Annotated in this window: 11 protein-coding genes; 9 read left to right on the top strand and 2 right to left on the bottom strand. The window is 56.1% G+C overall.

The genetic code is table 11. The features are described 5' to 3' along the window. Positions 1 to 127 precede the first annotated feature (127 nt). Entirely contained in the window at positions 128 to 1,177 is a 1,050-nt protein-coding gene (locus VPK24_RS14120) for a hypothetical protein (RefSeq protein ID WP_393014289.1), read from the top strand. 245 nt (positions 1,178 to 1,422) lie between these two features. Here VPK24_RS14120 and petH read toward each other — a convergent pair whose 3' ends face one another. Next, positions 1,423 to 2,649: a ferredoxin--NADP reductase gene (petH, locus tag VPK24_RS14115; protein WP_393014287.1), complete on the bottom strand. Its 1,227-nt coding sequence runs from the start codon at positions 2,647 to 2,649 to the stop codon at positions 1,423 to 1,425. 794 nt (positions 2,650 to 3,443) lie between these two features. Here petH and VPK24_RS14110 point away from each other — a divergent pair. The 5 genes from VPK24_RS14110 to VPK24_RS14090 all read left to right on the top strand — a co-directional run bounded on the left by VPK24_RS14110 (position 3,444) and on the right by VPK24_RS14090 (position 11,871). Further along, complete coding sequence (locus tag VPK24_RS14110; RefSeq protein ID WP_099532239.1) at positions 3,444 to 4,445, top strand: phosphoribulokinase; 1,002 nt, start codon at positions 3,444 to 3,446, stop codon at positions 4,443 to 4,445. A 353-nt stretch (positions 4,446 to 4,798) separates the two neighbouring features. Beyond that, on the top strand, positions 4,799 to 8,782 hold the full coding sequence (locus tag VPK24_RS14105) for a PAS domain S-box protein (RefSeq protein WP_393014285.1): 3,984 nt from the start codon (positions 4,799 to 4,801) through the stop codon (positions 8,780 to 8,782). A gap of 571 nt (positions 8,783 to 9,353) precedes the next feature. Continuing rightward, a complete protein-coding gene (locus VPK24_RS14100) occupies positions 9,354 to 10,139 on the top strand; it encodes a hypothetical protein (RefSeq protein ID WP_393014283.1) in 786 nt (261 codons plus the stop codon). Between the two features lie 235 nt (positions 10,140 to 10,374). Further along, the gene (locus tag VPK24_RS14095; protein WP_393014281.1) at positions 10,375 to 10,710 is read left to right on the top strand and encodes a hypothetical protein; all 336 of its coding nucleotides are present in this window, start codon (positions 10,375 to 10,377) and stop codon (positions 10,708 to 10,710) included. A gap of 219 nt (positions 10,711 to 10,929) precedes the next feature. Then, positions 10,930 to 11,871: a cation diffusion facilitator family transporter gene (locus VPK24_RS14090; protein ID WP_393014279.1), complete on the top strand. Its 942-nt coding sequence runs from the start codon at positions 10,930 to 10,932 to the stop codon at positions 11,869 to 11,871. A 279-nt stretch (positions 11,872 to 12,150) separates the two neighbouring features. On the opposite strand, the gene guaA is transcribed toward VPK24_RS14090, so the two are convergent. Further along, on the bottom strand, positions 12,151 to 13,758 hold the full coding sequence (guaA, locus tag VPK24_RS14085) for a glutamine-hydrolyzing GMP synthase (protein ID WP_393014277.1): 1,608 nt from the start codon (positions 13,756 to 13,758) through the stop codon (positions 12,151 to 12,153). A gap of 593 nt (positions 13,759 to 14,351) precedes the next feature. Here guaA and moaA point away from each other — a divergent pair. The 3 genes from moaA (at position 14,352) to VPK24_RS14070 (ending at position 18,819) form a co-directional block, all read left to right on the top strand. Further along, positions 14,352 to 15,344: a GTP 3',8-cyclase MoaA gene (gene moaA, locus VPK24_RS14080; RefSeq protein ID WP_393014275.1), complete on the top strand. Its 993-nt coding sequence runs from the start codon at positions 14,352 to 14,354 to the stop codon at positions 15,342 to 15,344. A 318-nt stretch (positions 15,345 to 15,662) separates the two neighbouring features. Then, positions 15,663 to 16,409, top strand: coding sequence for a DUF928 domain-containing protein (locus VPK24_RS14075; protein WP_393014273.1), 747 nt, complete (start codon positions 15,663 to 15,665; stop codon positions 16,407 to 16,409). Positions 16,410 to 16,482: 73 nt separating this feature from the next. Continuing rightward, positions 16,483 to 18,819, top strand: coding sequence for a CHASE2 domain-containing protein (locus VPK24_RS14070; protein WP_393014271.1), 2,337 nt, complete (start codon positions 16,483 to 16,485; stop codon positions 18,817 to 18,819). Positions 18,820 to 18,865 lie beyond the last annotated feature (46 nt).

Here is an 18,865-nt window from a genome sequence, read left to right as displayed (position 1 = left end):
AGGCCAGAACGCTCCGCCTGCCTCCTCGGGCGGCAGCACTCCCATCGGCCCCAATCCAAGCTAGGTTGGTTGAACGGCCAGGTCACGAAACAGCTAAGGTCGTCCGGAGAAGGAGAGAGAGCGGGTAATGGCGCGCCTGTTGGGATTGCTACTGTTGGTGGTGGGATTGCTGTTGTTAGCAGTTCAAAACCCCTTGCCCCTGCTGCCTTTGGTGGTGTTTGGCCGGCCGATGGTGGTTTTGCCGTTGGGGTGGTGGCTGGCTGGTGCGGTGGCTGCGGGGGCCGCAACGATGGGCCTGATTGGCCTGTTGGTTCAACTGGGCCGGCCGCCCCGCCGTCCGGTGATCGATCGACGGTCAACCCCCGAATCCGAGCAGTCTCGATCGCCCCGTCAGCGTTTGATTAATCAGCCCTTAGGCGATGAGTCAGAGGACGAGTGGGGCAGCGGGGAATCGGCCAACGAGGGCCAAGCGCAAGGTCAACCGGGCAATACCTCTTGGCGATCGCGCCTGTTTTCCCTGCAAGCGGAACCGCGCCCTTCCGCCACTGCCGCCGAACTGGAACAGGAATTGGCCGATTGGACTGTGCCCGATCGCCCGCAGAAGGGTTGGAATCACGATCCGGAGTGGGATGAATGGTCAGAAGCGGCTCCCGACAGCAACCGAACCCAACCGAGTCCACCCCGATCGACCCCATCGCCGCCTCCGGATCGCCCCCGATCGACCAATCGGATCGATCGCCCCTTTGACCCCGACCCGGCCCCGGCCCGCCCCCCTCAGGCCGCCCCCCCAAAACCAGAGCCTAAGCCCCTTGAAGCACCCGCCCGCCCCGCTGCCACCCGCCGCGAAGGAACCAGCTACTCCATTCGCTATCAGCGGAACGAGGACAATAGCGAGGACAATTTAGAAGAACCAGCAGCAGAAGCACCAAAAGTAATAGCAGAGCCAGAAAAACCAGCAACGTCGGCAGCACCGCCCAAGGCCGATCGCGCCGCAACTGCCCAAGGCACAGAATCTTCAAAGCCAGAATCAGAATTGCCGCCGCCCGCCGAGCGATCGCGCTCCGTCACCGATGCGGAATATCGCGTTCTGACTCCGCCCGCCCCCCAATCCACCGCCCCTCAGGTCAACGATTGGGATCGATCGGCCCCCGATGATGACTGGGACGACAATTGGTAGAACTTGAATTAGTAGAGCTTGAATTGGTAGAGCTTGAATTGGTAGAGCTTGAATTGGTAGAGCTTGCACTCGCCATTCACCACCCATTCAACCCAAAGCCAATCAAACTCAACACCCAATACAAGCTCAATACCCAATACAAAGGGGCCGTCGCGATCGCAACAGCCCCCTCAATGTCATGGCAATCCCTAAACCGACTCAGCCATTCCAGCCCAAAACCGGGGTAGGAGCCGAATCCTCAAGGTTTAGTAGGTTTCCACGTGCCAGCGCTCTTCCTTGCGCATCTGCTTCTGATAATCCGCCCAGTTCACACCAAACTTAGACGCAGCCGCCGACATCCCCTCGTCAATGCCCGGCTCCATGCCACGCAGACCGCAGATGTAAACATGGGTATTGGGTTGTTGCACCAACGCCCACAGCTCATCCGCATTTTCCTTAATGCGGTCTGGGATATACATCTTGCCGCCTTGGGCGTTCTTCTGTTCCCGGGAAATGGCATAGGTGATCCGGCAGTGGTCAGGGTTTTCCGCCTGCATTTTTTCCAGATCGTCCTTGTACAGGATGTTGCCGGTATAAGCCACACCAAAGAACAGCCAAGCGAGGCCCTTGAATTGGTAATCCGGGTTGTTTTCCTTAAACATCCGCCACAGGAAGGCGCGGAACGGTGCAATCCCGGTTCCAGTCCCCATCATGATGATGTTGGCATTCGGATCCACGGGCAACAGCATTTCCTTGCCCACGGGCCCCGTGATGGTCACGTCATCGCCGGGCTTCACGTTGCACAGGAAGGTGGAGCAAACCCCTTCAACCCGCTCGCCCGCTTCGTTGGTGTAAACCAATTGGCGAACGCAGAGGGAAACCGTTTTGTCATCGAGCAAGTCACCATGCTGCGTCGAGGCGATCGAGTACAAACGCAGCTTGTTGGGTTTGCCGTTCTTGTCCGTTCCGGGCGGGATAATGCCGATGCTTTGACCTTCCAGATAACGCAGGTTGCCGCCGCTCAGGTCAAAGGTGATGTGTTGCACCACCCCTTCGCCACCTTCGCGCACCAGACCTTCATTGGAAATCACCTTGCCCGTGAAGGGATTTTTGGGCTTGTAGGTGTTGACCGGTACATCAGTGGGAAAAATATGCTCATGGCTGACGGCGGCGGGCGGCTCGGCCGGAGCACTCGGGGTCGGTTCCGGAGCGGCGGCGGCGGCCACCGGAGCGGCTGGGGTCAAGCCATCATGGCCCGAATCCACGGTCACCGCCACAATGTTGACGATTTTGCCCCCGAGCCGAGCGATGCGACGCATGAAATCATTCATGCGGCTGTAGGGCACGTTAAAGAACACGCTGCCACTCTTGCGAATCGCGTAACCGTTTTTATCGGATTCACTGCTTTGACGTAACCCGGTTACTTCGTAACGAAATACGCGGTTTCCGGCAGTTGTGTTGCTGGCGCTCCCGGCTGCACTGGGACTATACATGACTTGCTATGACTCTAATCAACGTTTAGGAGTGGGTTTCGATCTGCAAAGATTTTAGCCCCTCTGATGCAAGGCCTTCGCTGGGATTCGAGAAACGGTTGCGCTTGCAGGGGCAATGACAGCTCGGTGGCCAGGTAAGGAATGGGGCGATCGGCCAGGCAAGACCCCCATTAACCTAAACTTGCACGAACGATATCAGTCTGATACGCTACTGACGGTTCGCTTAGTAAAAATACTTAACGAACTATTAATTTTAGACAACGTGCTCGTTAAACAACTTGTGCGATCGCAACGTTGCGGTTAACGCTTGCGGAAGTTGCTTGGGGAGTGCTGGTTTCCAGCAGTTCGTGGGTAACCAATCTCCTGGTAGCCTGCTTCCGGTAATGCGTTGGTGATCGATCACTGTTTCGTAATTTCGCAACGGTAACTTCGCAACGGTAACCCAGCGATTGACGAAACGCTCGATCGGCCCCGGCCCTGCACATCGCTGATTGCGGCGATCGCGACAGGTCAATGACCGCTTCATTGGGGTCTCGAATCAGCACTTGCTGCCCTCTCCTTTGGAGATCATCAATTGTCGATTCATTTCCCAAAGCAACGGTTCTCGGTGCAATTCATGCCACTGTAGTTCATGCCAAATAGAGCGCAGACCCGATGTAGTGCATGATTTTGATCGAGTCGCTTTGATCGTGCATCAATTGACTGCGATAATTGCAGGGATTTTCTTAGGCGCTGTTCGCTGCCGAACACGCCACACATCCCAGCCAAAGTGTCTAGTGATATAGAGGAAACTTATGACCAGCAAGCCAGATCGCGTCGTCTTAATTGGTGTGGCCGGCGATTCCGGGTGCGGTAAATCGACCTTTTTGCGTCGCCTAGAAGACTTGTTCGGCGCAGAGTTAATGACCGTGATCTGTCTGGACGATTACCACAGTCTAGACCGCAAGCAACGTAAGGAAGCGGGTGTGACGGCTCTGGATCCGAGAGCCAATAACTTTGATCTGATGTATGAGCAGATCAAAGCCCTTAAGAATGGCGAAACCATCAATAAGCCCATCTACAACCACGAAACCGGCCTGATCGATCCGCCGGAAGTGGTACACCCCAACCACATTGTGGTGATTGAGGGCTTGCACCCACTCTATGACGAGCGCGTTCGCAGTCTGTTGGACTTTAGCGTCTACCTCGATATCAGCGATGAGGTGAAAATCGCTTGGAAGATTCAACGCGACATGGCTGAACGGGGTCACACCTATGAGGATGTGCTGACCGCGATCGAGGCCCGTCGTCCGGACTTTGAAGCTTACATTGACCCGCAAAAGACCCACGCCGATGTGGTGCTGCAAATTCTGCCGACGCAGTTGATTGCCAATGACGAAGAGCGCAAGATCCTGCGCGTGCGGATGATGCAACGCACGGGTGTTGAAGGATTCGAGCCGGTGTATCTGTTCGATGAAGGCTCTACGATCCACTGGACTCCCTGTGGCCGCAAGCTGACCTGCTCTTACCCCGGCATGAAGCTGTTCTATGGGCCTGATACTTACTACGGCAACCAAGTTTCGGTGCTGGAAGTGGATGGTCAGTTTGAGAATCTCGAAGAGATGATTTACGTGGAAAGCCACCTGAGCAACACGTCTGCGAAGTACTACGGCGAGATGACGGAACTGTTGCTGAAGCACCGTGACTATCCCGGTTCGAACAATGGTTCGGGTCTGTTCCAAGTGCTGACGGGTCTGAAGATGCGGGCGGCCTATGAGCGTCTGACCCAAAAAACGCTGGTGGGTGTGGGCCTGTAAGGGTTCTGAGTCCTAGCGTCGAAGTTGGTTCGAGACTAGGTTTAGGGAGCAGATAGAAACCCGGATCTAAGCTGGTTTGGGAATTCAATTTCTGGATCCTTTCCATTGAAGCCCGGGGATTTGAAACAATTTGAAGATAATGGTGGGGATGTTCCATGGGGACATCCTCCTTTTTTGTCGATCGGGGTGACGATCGAGATGGTGATATTGGATTGATGATTTTGTTGATTAAGCTAGGACATGAGCGTAGGACAAACTGGACGCAGCGAGGCTGATGGGCTGACCAAAGCCTGATAAAAGGGGTTGGGGGCTGAGCGATCGGGTTGCCCAACGGCCACAAAGGAACAAAGCGAATGGGTTTGGTGGGAGGACAGACAGGCGATGGCATCAGCGGCAGCCCAAGGCGGCTGTCGTTGCGTTGGCTGTTGGGGTTGGGGGTGGTGCTGCCGGTGGGGGTGGCGTTGGTGATTAGCCAGGGAATCTATGGCTGGCAGGTGCGCGATTTGAGCGATCGCACGGCCCAACGATGGCAGCAGGTGTTGGGGGCCCGGGCTAGCGATCGACTGGTGAGCCACTTGCAGGGTGCAATTCAGCTTAATCAATCCTTGGGTGATGGGGCCCGCTGGGGCCAGTGGGCCCAAAGTCCCCAAGACCTGGAGCGTTGGCTGTGGCAACAGTCCCAGCGATCGCGAGCCTTGCGATTTGCGGCTTTTGGCCGAGACAATGGGGCCCTGACGGCGGTGGAGCGCACAGACACGGGATCTTTGCTGCTGTGGGCTGTGCCGCCGAAGCCGAATCAAGGACTGGCGATTTACAACACCAATAGCCAAGGGGATCGATCGGGTCTGCTGCGCAGCCAGGGCGATTTTGCGATCGAGCGGGAGGCTTGGTTTCGGGCAGCCACCTTGGCGGGCCGGCCCACTTGGTTTCTGTGGCCCCTGAGCGAGCAGACGGCAACCCCGATCGCAGCGATCGCGGAGCCGGTGGTGGGAGCCGATGGCCGGCGCTTGGGGGTGTCGGTGTCGGCGGTGTCTTTGCAACCGTTGGGGGTGGAACTGGCCCAGTTGGGGGATGTGGATGTGGCGGTGGTGGATCGATCGGGGCAACTGTTGGCCCTGAGTGAGCGATCGACCCAGGCCGGTCAACCGCCAGCCCGTGATCGCTGGCCCCTGTTGTTGGAGCGTTGGCAGCAGGCTAGCGGCCCCTTAGAACAATGGGATGGGGAGCGATCGACCACAATTCGTCTGGGCAACCAAACCTATCGCCTTTGGGCCCAACCCCTGAAGAATCCGAATTTACCTAACTGGGTGGTGTTGGTGGCCGCCCCGATCGATAGCCTCAGCGATCCGGGCAGCAATGCCCTCACCGTCGCTGTGCTCTTCCTTTCCGTGGGCTGTGCCCTGGGTGTGGCCTGGTTGTTGTTGCGGCTGATTGAGCAACCCCTGGCCCGGTTTGCCCAAACGGCCCAAACCATGGCCAGCGGTCACATTACGGGGCCCATTGAACCCACGGGTCTGCGAGAGCTAGATGAAGCTGCCCGCCAAGTGCGGCTGATGATGCGGGAGTTGCGGGCGGCCATGGCGGCCTTTGAGCGCGATCGGGACACCCTTCAAGAACGCATCCGCGAACGCACCAGTGCCCTCAGCCTTTCCGAAACCAAGTTTTCTAAAATCTTTTACGCCAGCCCCAGTGGCATTTGTCTGATGCAACTGGATAACAGTTGCGTTTTGGACTTCAACGACAGTTTCCTCGACATTTTTGGCTATAGCTTCGAGGAAATGATGGGCTTTGCCAGCATGGAATTCAACATCTGGCTGCGGGCGGAAGATCGCCTAGCCGTCATGCAGGCCCTGCAACGGGGCAGCAGCATCCGCAACCAGGAAATTCCAGTGCGCACCAAGGGCCGAGATATCCGCACGGTGCTGCTGTCGGCGGAGTTGCTCTATCTCCACGGGATGGAATGCGCCCTGTTGGTGGTCCATGACATCACGGACTACAAAGGCCTAGAGGAAGACCTGCGCTATTCCCAACAGCGCCTGGAGGAAATGGAGCGGCGGCGGGCCTTGGCGCTGTTGGAGGTGTCCCGCGATGAGTTGCGATCGACCCTAGAGAAGCTGGAAACGGTTCTTGGCTCCGTGCGCGATGCCCTCGTTTGGACGGATCCAGCGGGCAAGGTGCAATGGTGTAATCCTGCCTTTGAGCGGTTAGTCCAACAGTCCCATGAGCAAGTCATTGGCCAAGATTTAATCGACTGCTTGCCTCTGATCCATCGTGGCAAACAACTGCCTACGCCTCTGCATCCGGTCACCCGGGCGTTGGAAATCGGCTCGGGCAACACGGCTTACGAATTTCACAACTCAGCGGGCGATCGCTATTCCCTGGAAATTGCTTGGTCTAATGTGACGCTGCCGGATCCTGACGGCGCACCCAACCACAACCAAACCAGTGCCGTTCTGGCAATTCGAGACATCACCGAGCGCAAGCGGCTGATTGCCGAGGTGCTGCGGGCCAAGCGCTTCATCGACGGCATCATTGAACATATCCCGTTGGCGGTTTATGTCAAGGATGTGCGGCAGGATTTCCGGTTTGTGCTCTGGAATCGAGCCAGTGAAAAGCTCTTCGGTATTCCGCGCGATCGGGCCTTGGGCAAAAACGCCGATGATTTGTTTCCCATTAAGCGAGCCACCACCATCCTGGAACAGGACGTGCAGGCCGTAGAAGAGCGGCGCGAGCTGGAAATTCCCGAAGAGCAGGTGACCGGGCCCAATGAATCCCTAGTGTTGCGCACGGTGAAAGTGCCGCTGTTTGATCCCAACGGAGGCGTGGCCTATCTGCTTTGCATTACGGACAACATCACTCAGCGCAAACAGGCGGAGCAGGCCCTCAGCGAAAGCCAAGCCCAATTCCGAATGCTGACGGAACAGGCCAGCGGCGATCTGATGTTGGTGCATGACGTGCATGGGCAAATTCTGGATGCAAACCAACAGGTTTGCACCGTGTTGGGCTACTCCAAGGCGGAGTTGCTGCAAATGAATGTGCGGGCGATCGACACCCTGGCTTCCTTGGATCAGCACGATCGAATCTGGGCCATGATGAAACCGGGGCAACCCGTAACCGTGGAAGGTATGTATCGCTGCAAGAGCGGCCGTACCTTGCCCGTGGAAACCCGGGTGGGAATGCGCGAATCCCAAGGCCAGAAAATTTTCTTGGCGATGGCCCGGGATGTGACCGATCGCAAGCAAATGGAAGAGGCCTTGCAACGGGCCGAAGAAAACTACCGCAGCATTGTGGAAAACGCGGTGGAAGGGATTTTTCAGTGCGCCCCCAATGGTCAGTTTTTGGGGGGTAACCAATCCTTGGCCAAGATGTTTGGCTTTGACTCGATCGAGGAAATGCTCGGCTCCTTAGGCTTAAACCGCACCCGCCGGTTCTATGTGGATCCAGAACGATGGGACAGCTTCCTCACGGTCATTGCCGATCGAGGCACGATCTATAACTTTGAGTCGCAAGTGTTCGATCGCGATGGCGATACCTTTTGGGTTTCCGAAAATGCCCGCACGGTATTCGATGGAGATGGGCGACTGCTGTATTACGAAGGCACGATTCAAAACATCACCGAGCGCAAACAGGCGGAAGAAGCCCTGGTGATGGAGCAAGAAAAGTCCGATCGCCTGTTGCTGAACATTTTGCCCAAGGCGATCGCCGAGCGCCTCAAACAGGGCGAAGGATCCTTGGCGGAACAATATGCCGAAGCAACAATTCTGTTCGCCGATTTGGTTGGTTTCACGCCCGTCTCTGCCCAAATGCGCCCGATCGAGCTGGTGAACCTCCTCAATCAAATCTTCTCCACCTTTGACCAACTGGCCGAAAACCACGACCTCGAAAAAATTAAAACCGTCGGGGATGAGTATATGGCCGTGGGCGGTTTGCCCGTCCCCAAACCCGACCATGTGCACGCCGTGGCCCAACTGGCCTTGGACATGCAAGCGGCCATTTCCAAATTCACCACCCCCAGTGGCAAGCCTTTCCAAATTCGGATTGGGATCAACACCGGATCCGTGGTGGCCGGAGTGATTGGCATCAAGAAATTTGCCTACGACCTGTGGGGCGACACCGTAAATGTGGCTAGCCGCATGGAAACCCAGGGGGAACCCGGCAAAATTCAGGTCACCGAAGCGGTTTACGAAATTTTGCGCCAAGAATTCCTCTTAGAGCCGCGCGGTGAACTAGAAGTCAAAGGACGCGGCATGATGACCACCTATTGGCTCTTAGGTCGTAAGCCCAAATCTCAAAGCGAAACAGACGAGGCCGAGGCCATATCTATTTTCAGTAATTAGCAATTAATGGCCAACCAGCTTGTTTGCCATTGGTAAATGATTAACAGCTCATTGACAGGTCAGTCATTAGCAAATGATTGGTGATTAATGCGCTAGCCATTAGTCTGTGATGGCCGATTCATTGGCTGATCATTGGCTGATCATGATGCCATCTAGGCGATCGCATCACCGCTTGCCATGGACCAAAACATATCGGCCGATTTCGTCAAAGTGTTGAGATCGGGGATGGTTTCCTATAAATTTCCACTTGCAATGTTGCTATCACGAATAACTCGCAATCATGGTCGCTAGCAAACGGCAATGATTGGCAGTTATGGAGCAATGGCTGGAGCAATAGCTGGAGCAATACTGAGTGACAGTTCATGAACTTGAGTCTTCCATTTCAAAGAATTTAGGTTATGAAGGATTAAGGAGCAGTAAGCTGAGTGATAATTCAGGTGTTTTCAGCCACCCCAAATATTGATCAGTAACGATTCTGATGAGTCGATCGACCCATTGACGATCGCATCGTGGCCCTGATCACTCCCACTGTTTTCCCTTCCCAGAACACTACTTTCTAGAAGGTTTGCCCATGTCTTGCGTTGCATCTCGTGAATACAAAGTGATTTTGCAGGCTAATCAATTTACCGATCGGGCGGCTGGAGTCGATCGATTTTGGTTAGTTGTGCGCAACCTCGCAGAAGGTTTGGGCCTGAAGGTGACGGGCGAACTCAGCGAATTGGTGAAGCGGGAAGTGGTGTTTTTGGACACACCAGAACATGACTTGCTCAACACCGGCTACATCGTGCGCCGTCGGGTGGAACTGAAGGCCGGCAAACCCGCCCGCACGAAGGTGATGCTGAAGTATCGATCGCCCGATCGCTACATTGCCTGGGGTGCAGATGTTTCCACCCCCACGCTCAAGGGCGAAACCAAATTTGAAGAGGACATTGTTCCCCCCTTCCGCAGTCAGTTTTCCCACTCCACGAGTGCCGTTGTGGAATCGGCAAATTGGACAACGATCGGGGACTTGGCCACCAACTTCCCGGGGGTTGATTCCCTGGAGCTATCGGCCAGCAAACCCCTGACCGTTGTGAATCAGTTTGTTGCCAAAGAGTTTGTGCAACGCGGGGCAATCATCGACTTTGGCAAACAGGATGCAGAAGTAGCCCTCACCGCCTGGTACGTAGACCCCGATCGCCAAACACAGCCTTCCGTGGTTGAGTTTTCCTTTGCCTATGGAGAAGATGCAGAAAACTTCTCCGCTCGCAGCGCCCTCCGTGCCAAAAAACTGTTTGATGGTCTCCAATCCCTCACTGATTGGTATGACCCAAAGGCTATTACTAAAACACAGTTTGCCTATCAGTTTTCTGGCTAGTTTTCTGGTTGATTCTTTGATTGGTTTTCTAGTTAGTCAGCCAGATTCATTAACCGGAAAGGCAGCCAGTTGGCAAATCAGTTAATTCAAACTAAACTTGTGCTGAATTTATGCTGAATTTGCGCCTGTGAATGAGTTACCGGCGAATTAGCTAACAATGAACTAGTTACCAACCAATAAGTTGCCAACCAATAAGTTGCCAAACACCCCATTTTTCCAATCACTGACAAGGCTCATGGAAACACTCGATACTGGTTTGCAGTTCCTTTATGGTTGGATGCCCATCCTAGCGGCCCTGGCAGGCATCTGGATTTGGCAACGCTATGGCCAATTGGGATGGGGTTTGTTTGGCACGATCGCCCTGTTGCAATTCGTTGCTCCCTATATTTGGCCGGCGGTGGCCCTAGGCGCTTCTAACGATCGCGTGAACTGGTTTTCGATCGCCCTGGTGTCGTTTTGGTCTGCCGGCATTTGGCAACAATTCCAAGAGCAACGGGCGAAGAAGTTGGATGCTGAATCTGCTCCCGATCGCCCCACCCTTGATACATCCGGTGGCGTTGATGAGTCTTGATGCTTTTGCACATTAATGTTTTTGAGAATGTTTTTGAGTGTTGATCCTTTTGCACATTAGCGCTTTTAGGTATTGATACTTTTAAGCATTGATCCTGATAGATGCTGATGCCGATCAATGTTGATTCTTTTGAAGATTAATGCTCAAAAGAATGCTCGAAAGCATTGATCCTTTCTTAACCTCCCTCGCGGTCTCTTGGCTTGACCACCGCCTAACACCATGTCTGCCTCTGCCAGTTTCCTTAGCCCCGATAAACGTCAGCGAAAGATTCGGTATATCCTGTGGCTGACGCTGCTGCTGAATCTTTTGGTGTTGGTGATCAAAGCCCTCGTGGGTTGGGCCACCGGATCCTTGAGCCTGTTGGCCGATGCCCTGCACAGCGTGACGGACAGTGCCAGCAACGTGCTGGGGTTGGTTACCAGCCAGCTAGCCGATCCTCGCCCCGATCGGGAACATCCCTACGGTCACCAGAAATACGAAGCCCTTGGGGCCCTGGGGATCGCTGCGTTTTTGGGAGTGGCTTGCTTTGAAATTACGCAAGGGGCGATCGAGCGATTAACCGGCCAGGGCGAGGCCGTGAATGTCTCCGGCCCGGCGATCGGGCTGACTGTACTGGTGTTGGGGATCAACATCTTGGTGGCCCTCTACGAACGCCATTGGGGCCAAAAGCTTCACAGCAACATTCTGCTAGCCGACGCTCGCCACACCATGGGTGACGTATGGATCACGATGACGGTGATTGGGGGGCTATTGGGTGTTTGGTGGGGACAGCGTTGGCTGGATGTGGCCCTGGCGTTCCCTGTGGCCCTGTTGGTGTTCAAGAGTGGCTGGGATGTGCTGCGATCGAACCTGCCTTGGTTGATTGATGCCATGGCCGTTCCCCCTGAAGAAATTCACAGCCTGGCGATGAGCGTGCCGGGTGTGGTCAACTGCCACGACATAGCCTCACGGGGAGTATTGGGGCGGCAAGTCTTTATGGAAATGCATTTGGTGGTGGATGCGGAGGACGTGCGCCAGGCCCACGACATCACGGAAGCGGTGGAGTCAGCCCTGTGCGAGCACTACCATCCCGTGCGCATGACCATTCACGTGGAACCCAATGGTTATCAGAGTGATCAGTTGACCTACAGCATGGACTCGATCACCCATAAGGAAGTTTAAAGAAAATTTAATGATCGGTTAAAAATCCTGAGTTTTCCACAAGGGCGGCCGAGTTTTCCACAGAAAATGTTTAGTTTTCCACAGGATGACCGTCCCCGCATCAACGAATTGAGCGGGGAGATTGGGGAGCGATCGGTTAAATTGGGGAAAATTCGTTACGCTAGAGGGTTGGTCTTGGGGGCACCTGGCGTGATCGACCTCAACGAATCTCGGCCAAGCTCCGTGAATCGAGGTTAATCAAGATTGATCAAGATCGATCGAGCCAACCCATGATTAGCCCTACTCCCACTCGATCGTTCCCGGCGGCTTGGAAGTCACATCATAGACCACCCGGTTAACCCCTTCCACCTCGTTCACAATCCGGTTGGAAATGGTCTCCAGCAAATCGTAGGGAACCCTAGCCCAATCGGCGGTCATGCCGTCTTCGCTGGTCACCATCCGCAGCACGATCGGGTAGGCATAGGTGCGCTTATCGCCCATCACCCCCACACTACGCACGGGCAACAACACGGCAAACGCCTGCCAAACGTCGTTGTAAAGGCCGGCGCGGTTAATTTCTTGCCGCACAATCAAATCCGCATCCCGCAAAATATCCAGCCGCTCATCGGTAATTTCGCCCAAGATCCGAATGGCCAAGCCCGGTCCGGGGAAGGGCTGCCGCTTCACGATCTCTTCAGGCAAGCCAAGGGCTCGGCCCACCTTGCGCACTTCGTCCTTGAACAACTTCCGCAGCGGTTCCACCAGCTTGAAGCGCAAGTTGTCTGGCAACCCGCCCACGTTGTGGTGGCTCTTGATTTTCACGGCAACGCGCTCGCCGGTTTTGGGATCCATGTTGGTGTCCGCCGACTCAATCACGTCGGGGTACAGGGTTCCCTGGGCCAGGTAATCGAAGGGCCCCAAGCGGGTGGATTCTTCTTCAAAGACGGCAATGAATTCATGGCCAATGATTTTGCGCTTCTGCTCAGGATCGGCAACTCCATCCACGGCATTGATGAAGCGGCGACGGGCGTTGACATATTCCACGGGAATGTGAAATTCCTCTTGGAACAGCTTCAACAGGCGCTCTGGCTCGCCTTTGCGCATGAAGCCCTGGTCAATGAACATGCAGGTGAGGTTGTCCCCGATCGCCTTGTGCAGCAAAAAGGCCAAAGTGGAGGAATCGACTCCACCCGACAGGGCCAACAGCACCCGCTTATCGCCCACGCGGGCCCGCACTTCGCGCACAGCCTCTTCCACAAAGGCTTCCGTGGTCCAGGTGGGTTGGCACTGGCAGATGTGATAAACGAAGTTGCGAATTAGGGCCGCGCCTCCGACGGAATGCACCACTTCCGGGTGGAATTGCACGCCGTAGAGTTTGCGTTGGTGATCGGCGATCGCGGCGCAGGGGGTGTTGTCCGTGTGGGCCAAAACCTCAAACCCGCTGGGCAACTGGGTGCAGGAGTCTCCGTGGCTCATCCACATGGTGGAACCATCTTCCACGTTGGTGAGCAAATCGGTGGGGTCATCCACAAACAGGGCCGCTTTGCCATATTCGCCCCGATCGGCTGCTTCCACGAGGCCGCCCAACTGCTGCACCATCAACTGCATTCCGTAGCAAACGCCCAACACGGGAACGCCCAGGTTCCACAGTTCCGGGTCGCACAGGGGCGCACCATCGGCATAGACGGAACTGGGGCCGCCGGACAGGATGATGCCTTTGGGGCTAAGTTGCCGCAGTTGCTCTGCGGAGGTGCGATAGGACAGAACCTCGGAATAAACCTGGGTTTCGCGAATCCGACGGGCAATCAGTTCGGAATATTGAGAACCAAAGTCCAAAATGGCAATGAACTGGCGATTGACTCGGGAGTCAGGAGCAGTGACGGTGGGCGATAGGGTTTCGGTAGTCACGGGTCGTCAGCGAGAAGGTAGACGGAATAGCATATCGGACAGCCTCGCTGCCAGCGGCCATTTTGATGAAGAAATCAATAGGAGCGATCGGGCTAGGCTAGTCAGTTACCGTGACTGCCAAGGCAGGATGCTGCGGCCCGACGCTAGGTCATTAAAACTGATTGATCCGAAAAATCCGAAAAATCCGAAAGATTGGACTCAGGATTGGACTCAAAAAAAAATTGATGAATTGCGGCGGCTGAATGGAAGGCCCTGAGCTGGCGAATCGTTGGCTGGCAACGAGGACACCAAACGCGATCGACCAAACCGAATGAAGCGGGCGGGCGATCGGCGGCTCAGTCCACGGCGGACAGCGCGGGCACAGCCAGCCCCTAGGGGCTAACGAGCCAAAAGAAGTGTACCAACCTAGATGGCCGTTGAATGCCCCGATGATAACCCATGGGGCGGATGAATGAACCAATTAAGCCGGTTAAGGATAACCCATTGGGTATGAACGAACCCGTCAAGAAAAAGCACGGATTTTGGTCGAGATCCTGAATAATGATTGGCCACATCGCCGCGCACAAGTTCGTCAGGAACTGGGTTGGGCACTTATGGCCGCTGAAACGATTGATTATCTGCGCATCAGTTTGATTGACCGCTGCAACTTCCGCTGCCAGTACTGTATGCCCGAAGGAACAGATTTGCAGTTTGCGTTGCAACAGGATTTGCTGACCGATGGGGAGTTGCTGCTGTTGTTGCGGGAAGTGCTGATGCCGGCGGGGTTTCGGCGCTTTCGACTCACGGGGGGAGAACCCCTATTGCGGCCAGGGGTGGTGGAAATTACCCAGGCGATCGCGCAGTTTCCAGAAACCTTGGACCTATCTCTCACCACTAATGCCTTTTTGCTGAAGGATTTGGCCCAACCGCTCTACGACGCAGGGCTACGACGGATTAATATCAGCTTGGATTCCCTGATTCCAGAAACCTTCGATGTCATTATTGGGAATCGGGGGCGATCGCGCTGGAAACAGGTTTGGGATGGGATCCAAGCGGCTCACCGGGCGGGCTTCGATCCGCTGAAGCTGAATGTGGTGGTGATTCCGGGCATCAATGACCAAGAGGTGGAAGCCTTGGCCGCCCTGACGCTCGATCGCCAGTGGCATGTGCGGTTCATTGAGTTCATGCCGATCGGGAACCAGGATCTGTTTGCCGATCGGGGTTGGATTGATTCAGAACAGTTGCGTCAACGGATTCGCTCTCGCTGGGGCCTGACCACGGGTTGGGTCGCCGGCAATGGTCCCGCCGATGTGTTCCAAATTCCGGGGGCCAAGGGCACGATCGGTTTCATTAGCCAAATGTCCGAATGCTTCTGCGATCGCTGCAATCGAATGCGCCTTTCGGCCGATGGCTGGTTGCGCCCCTGTTTGCTGAATGAGTCGAGCCAAATCGATCTCAAAAGCCAACTGCGATCGGGCATTGACCTCCAGGACTTGCGGGCCCAAGTCAGCCAACTGATCCAAGCCAAACCAGAGATCAACTTCAAAAATCGCGAATCAGGAACCACTGGACGCTACGCCCGTACCATGTCCCAGATTGGTGGCTAGGGGCAAACTGAAAACAGCCAGCTAAGATTGGAATCAGCCATTACTAAGATTCCATTTCCATTGCCCAGAAGCGGCGAAATCCAGGGCAGTCAGCCCATTTCAGGGCGCTGGCTCCCCGTCGGTCTCACCCTTGCTAATCCCACCCTTGGAACTTGTGGCACCCTCTCTCTCGTCCAAAACTTCTATCGCAGGGTGTAATCAACCCGTCAGGCAATGCAGGTGCAAGCCAGTGCAACGCACGCTGGAGAACCAGTCATGAGCGACCTTCAGAATAAAATGCCCACTCGGAACCCATTGGCGACCCGAAGCGCAGTTGCCATGCTGCTATGCGGTGGCATTGTCCTCTCCCTGGCCCCTGCCCAGGCCGCTTCGATCGCAGGGCCTGCTTTCCCCAACACCGAAAACCGAGGCGGCCCCAACCGCACGATCGGGGGTGGCACTCGCTTTGGGGCACCTCGCTCCGGGCTGCGGTTTCCCCAAACGGAAGATCGGGGCGGCCCCAACCGCACCACTGGCGGCGGCACCCGGGGCGGTGAATGTATTGCGGCCACGGGGCCCAACTTGACCTTGTTGTTGCCCCAAAACCAGTCAGGCCAAGCCACCAGCGCCAACCCAACGGTCTTTGTTTACGTGCCCTCCACGGTGGTCAAAACCGCAGAATTGGTGGTGGCCGATCAAGACGGCAATTTGATCGATCGCCAAGCCGTGCCGCTCACCGGTCAGGCAGGGATTTTAAAAATGTCCCTCCTCAGCCCTGGCAAGGCGCTGCAAACGGGCAAAACCTACAACTGGGCTTTTTCGATTGTTTGTGACCCCAGCGATCGAGCCAGCGATGTGGCCGCGATCGGGGAAGTGAAACTCGTGGCCCTGCCGGACAGCGTTAACCGCCGCCTCAGCGCAGTCCGCGATCCCTTCCAGCGGGCCCAAGTCCTGGCAGAAGCGCGCCTGTGGTACGACACGTTGGCCACGGCCATTGCCCTCCAAACCACCCAACCGGATCAATGGCAAAGCCTGTTGGAATCGGTGGGACTGCAAGGCCTCGCCAGCGCTCGACTCCTGAATTAGCCTGAATTGAATTAGCCTGAATTAGGTTGCCCGTGCCGCTTCCCCCATCCGGTTCTATGGTTAATCGGCAGTTATGAAATCCTGGGCCAAAATGCTCAAACGGTGGGTTTGGCGGTGGCGGGGCGTGCTGCTGGCGGTTCCCACGGCCACCGGCTTCGTTTTGGGGATGCGGGAGGTTGGCCTCCTGCAAGGGCTGGAATGGTTAGCCTATGACCAAATGCTCCAGGCCCGGCCGGCAGAGGCTCCCGATCGACGCGTAGCGATTGTGGGGATCACCGATGCCGACTTGCAGCGGTTTGGCACCACAACCCTGCCCGATGGGGTCTATGCCCAGGCGATCGAACGGTTAAAGGCCATGGGCCCCCGGGCGATCGGGCTGGATATTTACCGCGACTTGCCCCAGGAACCCGGTCACGCCAACCTGGTGCGCCTGTTTAACAACACGGATTACCTGGTGGGCATTGCCAAGGTGCGGGGGGAAACCGCCGCCGATCGGGTTGCCGCGCCCCCCGCCCTAGCCGCCAAAGGGCAAGTGGGCACTAATGACTTTGTGGTGGATGCGGATGGCAAAGTGCGGCGAGTTTTAATCGATACCCAAGACACCGAAAACAACAAAATCTACGGTTTGGGCCTTTACCTGGCCCTGCTGTATCTGTATCCAGAAAACGTCGCCCCCGAAGCCGTGGCTGCCGAACCCGGAGCCTTTCAGCTCAAAAACGCCATTTTTCGGCGGTTTCGGAGCCATGACGGCGGCTACATTCGTGCCAACGATGCGGGCAATCAACTGCTGCTGAACTATCGCGGCGGGAGTGGTTCCTTTGAAATCGTTTCCTTGCGGGATTTGGTGGATGGCAAACTCCCCACCAACTGGGCCCGCGATCGGGTGGTACTCATTGGCAACATCAGCGAGAGCGGCCGCGATCTATTCCTCACGCCCTACAGCGGCAAACCCCTAGAACTGCCCCAAAGAATGGCCGGGGTTGAAATCCATGCCCACTTCACCAGCGAAGTAATTGCCGCCGCCCTCGACAATCGCCCCCTCCTCACCACCTGGCAGGAGCCGATCGAGTGGTTATGGATTGTGGGCTGGGCCGCCGTGGGTTCCACCCTGGCCTGGTTGTTGCGACTGCCAGACTCGCGCCGTTGGATTGCCATTTGGGGCATTGGGGGTTCCGGCAGCTTGGTGTTGCTGTTGTGGGGAATTTGCCAAGGGGCCATGATCCAAGGCCTGTGGATTCCCTTTGTGCCGCCCCTGTTGTCTTGGTTGGTGGGAGCGACCATGGTGGCCCTTTACCTGGCCCGCACCGCCGGACAGATCCGCAACACCTTTGGCCGGTACCTGAACAATGAAGTAGTCGCCAATCTGCTGGAAGATCCCGAGGGCCTGAAAATGGGCGGGGAACGGCGCAAAATCACCATCTTGACTTCCGATCTGCGAGGGTTCACAGCCACCGCCGAACGGTTGCCCCCGGAAAGAGTGATCGAAATTATTAACCTCTACCTGGAAGCCATGGCCGATGCGATCACGGACTTTCAGGGCACGATCGATGAGTTTATGGGGGATGGAATTTTGGTGCTGTTTGGGGCCCCCACCACCCGATCGGACGATGGCAAACGGGCGATCGCCTGTGCGATCGCCATGCAGCAAGCCATGGGCGGTGTGAACGCCAAAATGCGCGAAATGGGCTACCAACCCTTGGAAATGGGCATTGGCATCAACACGGGCGAAGTGGTGGTCGGCAACATCGGTTCCTACAAACGAGCCAAATACGGCGTGGTGGGGGCCCAAGTCAACCTGACCTATCGCATTGAGTCCTACACGATCGGGGGCCAAATTCTGATTACCGAATCGGCCCTTGAAGAAGCTGGCGGCTCCGATTACGTCAAAATCGCCGCCACCCAACAGGTGCAACCCAAGGGCGTTCCCGAACCGATCACCATTTACGATGTGGGCGGCGTGGGTGTGCCCTATCACCTCACCCTGGAACGGGCCCAGGAAACTTACTACCCGATCGCCCCCCTTCAATTCACCGCCCAACCCCTGGATGGCAAACATGTCAGCAGTCAGGCTTGGGCCGTTGCCTTGGTGGAACTGTCTACCAAAGGCGGTTGGCTGAAAATCCAAGGGGCAATCAACCCGGCCAGCAATGCTCCGGCCCCGAACCCCCAGGCCTTAACCAAGCCCCTAACAAATCTCAAGCTGAACCTGACGGAAGCCTCTGCCCCGGATACCCTGCCCCCTGGCTCGGAAAACCGCGAAGTTTATGTCAAAGTGCTCCCCAGCCCCGATCGCCCAAATCACGTTTTGGTGCAATTCACATCCAAGTCTCCGGCCCTGGGTCAATGGCTGCAATCCCTGGGCGATCGGGCCCAGGCCGCAACCTCAGAATCGGAAACTCAACTACAGTAGTTCGGTCAAATAACGGCTAGTTTGGCTTGATTTCAGCCTCTAGGTT

This window comes from Limnothrix redekei LRLZ20PSL1 (assembly GCF_043235035.1).
Lineage (GTDB): Bacteria > Cyanobacteriota > Cyanobacteriia > CACIAM-69d > CACIAM-69d > CACIAM-69d.
The sequence above is the reverse complement of the archived record's forward strand: the minus strand, read 5'-3'. Positions and strand labels throughout refer to the sequence as shown.

Bases quoted from the DNA above. Each gene is read 5' to 3' on its own strand.
- VPK24_RS14070 (WP_393014271.1), top strand. From the start codon at position 16,483: ATGAAATCCTGGGCCAAAATGCTCAAACGGTGGGTTTGGCGGTGGCGG.
- moaA (WP_393014275.1), top strand. From the start codon at position 14,352: ATGGCCGCTGAAACGATTGATTATCTGCGCATCAGTTTGATTGACCGC.
- VPK24_RS14075 (WP_393014273.1), top strand. From the start codon at position 15,663: ATGCTGCTATGCGGTGGCATTGTCCTCTCCCTGGCCCCTGCCCAGGCC.
- VPK24_RS14105 (WP_393014285.1), top strand. From the start codon at position 4,799: ATGGGTTTGGTGGGAGGACAGACAGGCGATGGCATCAGCGGCAGCCCA.
- VPK24_RS14100 (WP_393014283.1), top strand. From the start codon at position 9,354: ATGTCTTGCGTTGCATCTCGTGAATACAAAGTGATTTTGCAGGCTAAT.
- VPK24_RS14110 (WP_099532239.1), top strand. From the start codon at position 3,444: ATGACCAGCAAGCCAGATCGCGTCGTCTTAATTGGTGTGGCCGGCGAT.
- petH (WP_393014287.1), bottom strand. From the start codon at position 2,649: ATGTATAGTCCCAGTGCAGCCGGGAGCGCCAGCAACACAACTGCCGGA.
- VPK24_RS14120 (WP_393014289.1), top strand. From the start codon at position 128: ATGGCGCGCCTGTTGGGATTGCTACTGTTGGTGGTGGGATTGCTGTTG.
- VPK24_RS14095 (WP_393014281.1), top strand. From the start codon at position 10,375: ATGGAAACACTCGATACTGGTTTGCAGTTCCTTTATGGTTGGATGCCC.
- VPK24_RS14090 (WP_393014279.1), top strand. From the start codon at position 10,930: ATGTCTGCCTCTGCCAGTTTCCTTAGCCCCGATAAACGTCAGCGAAAG.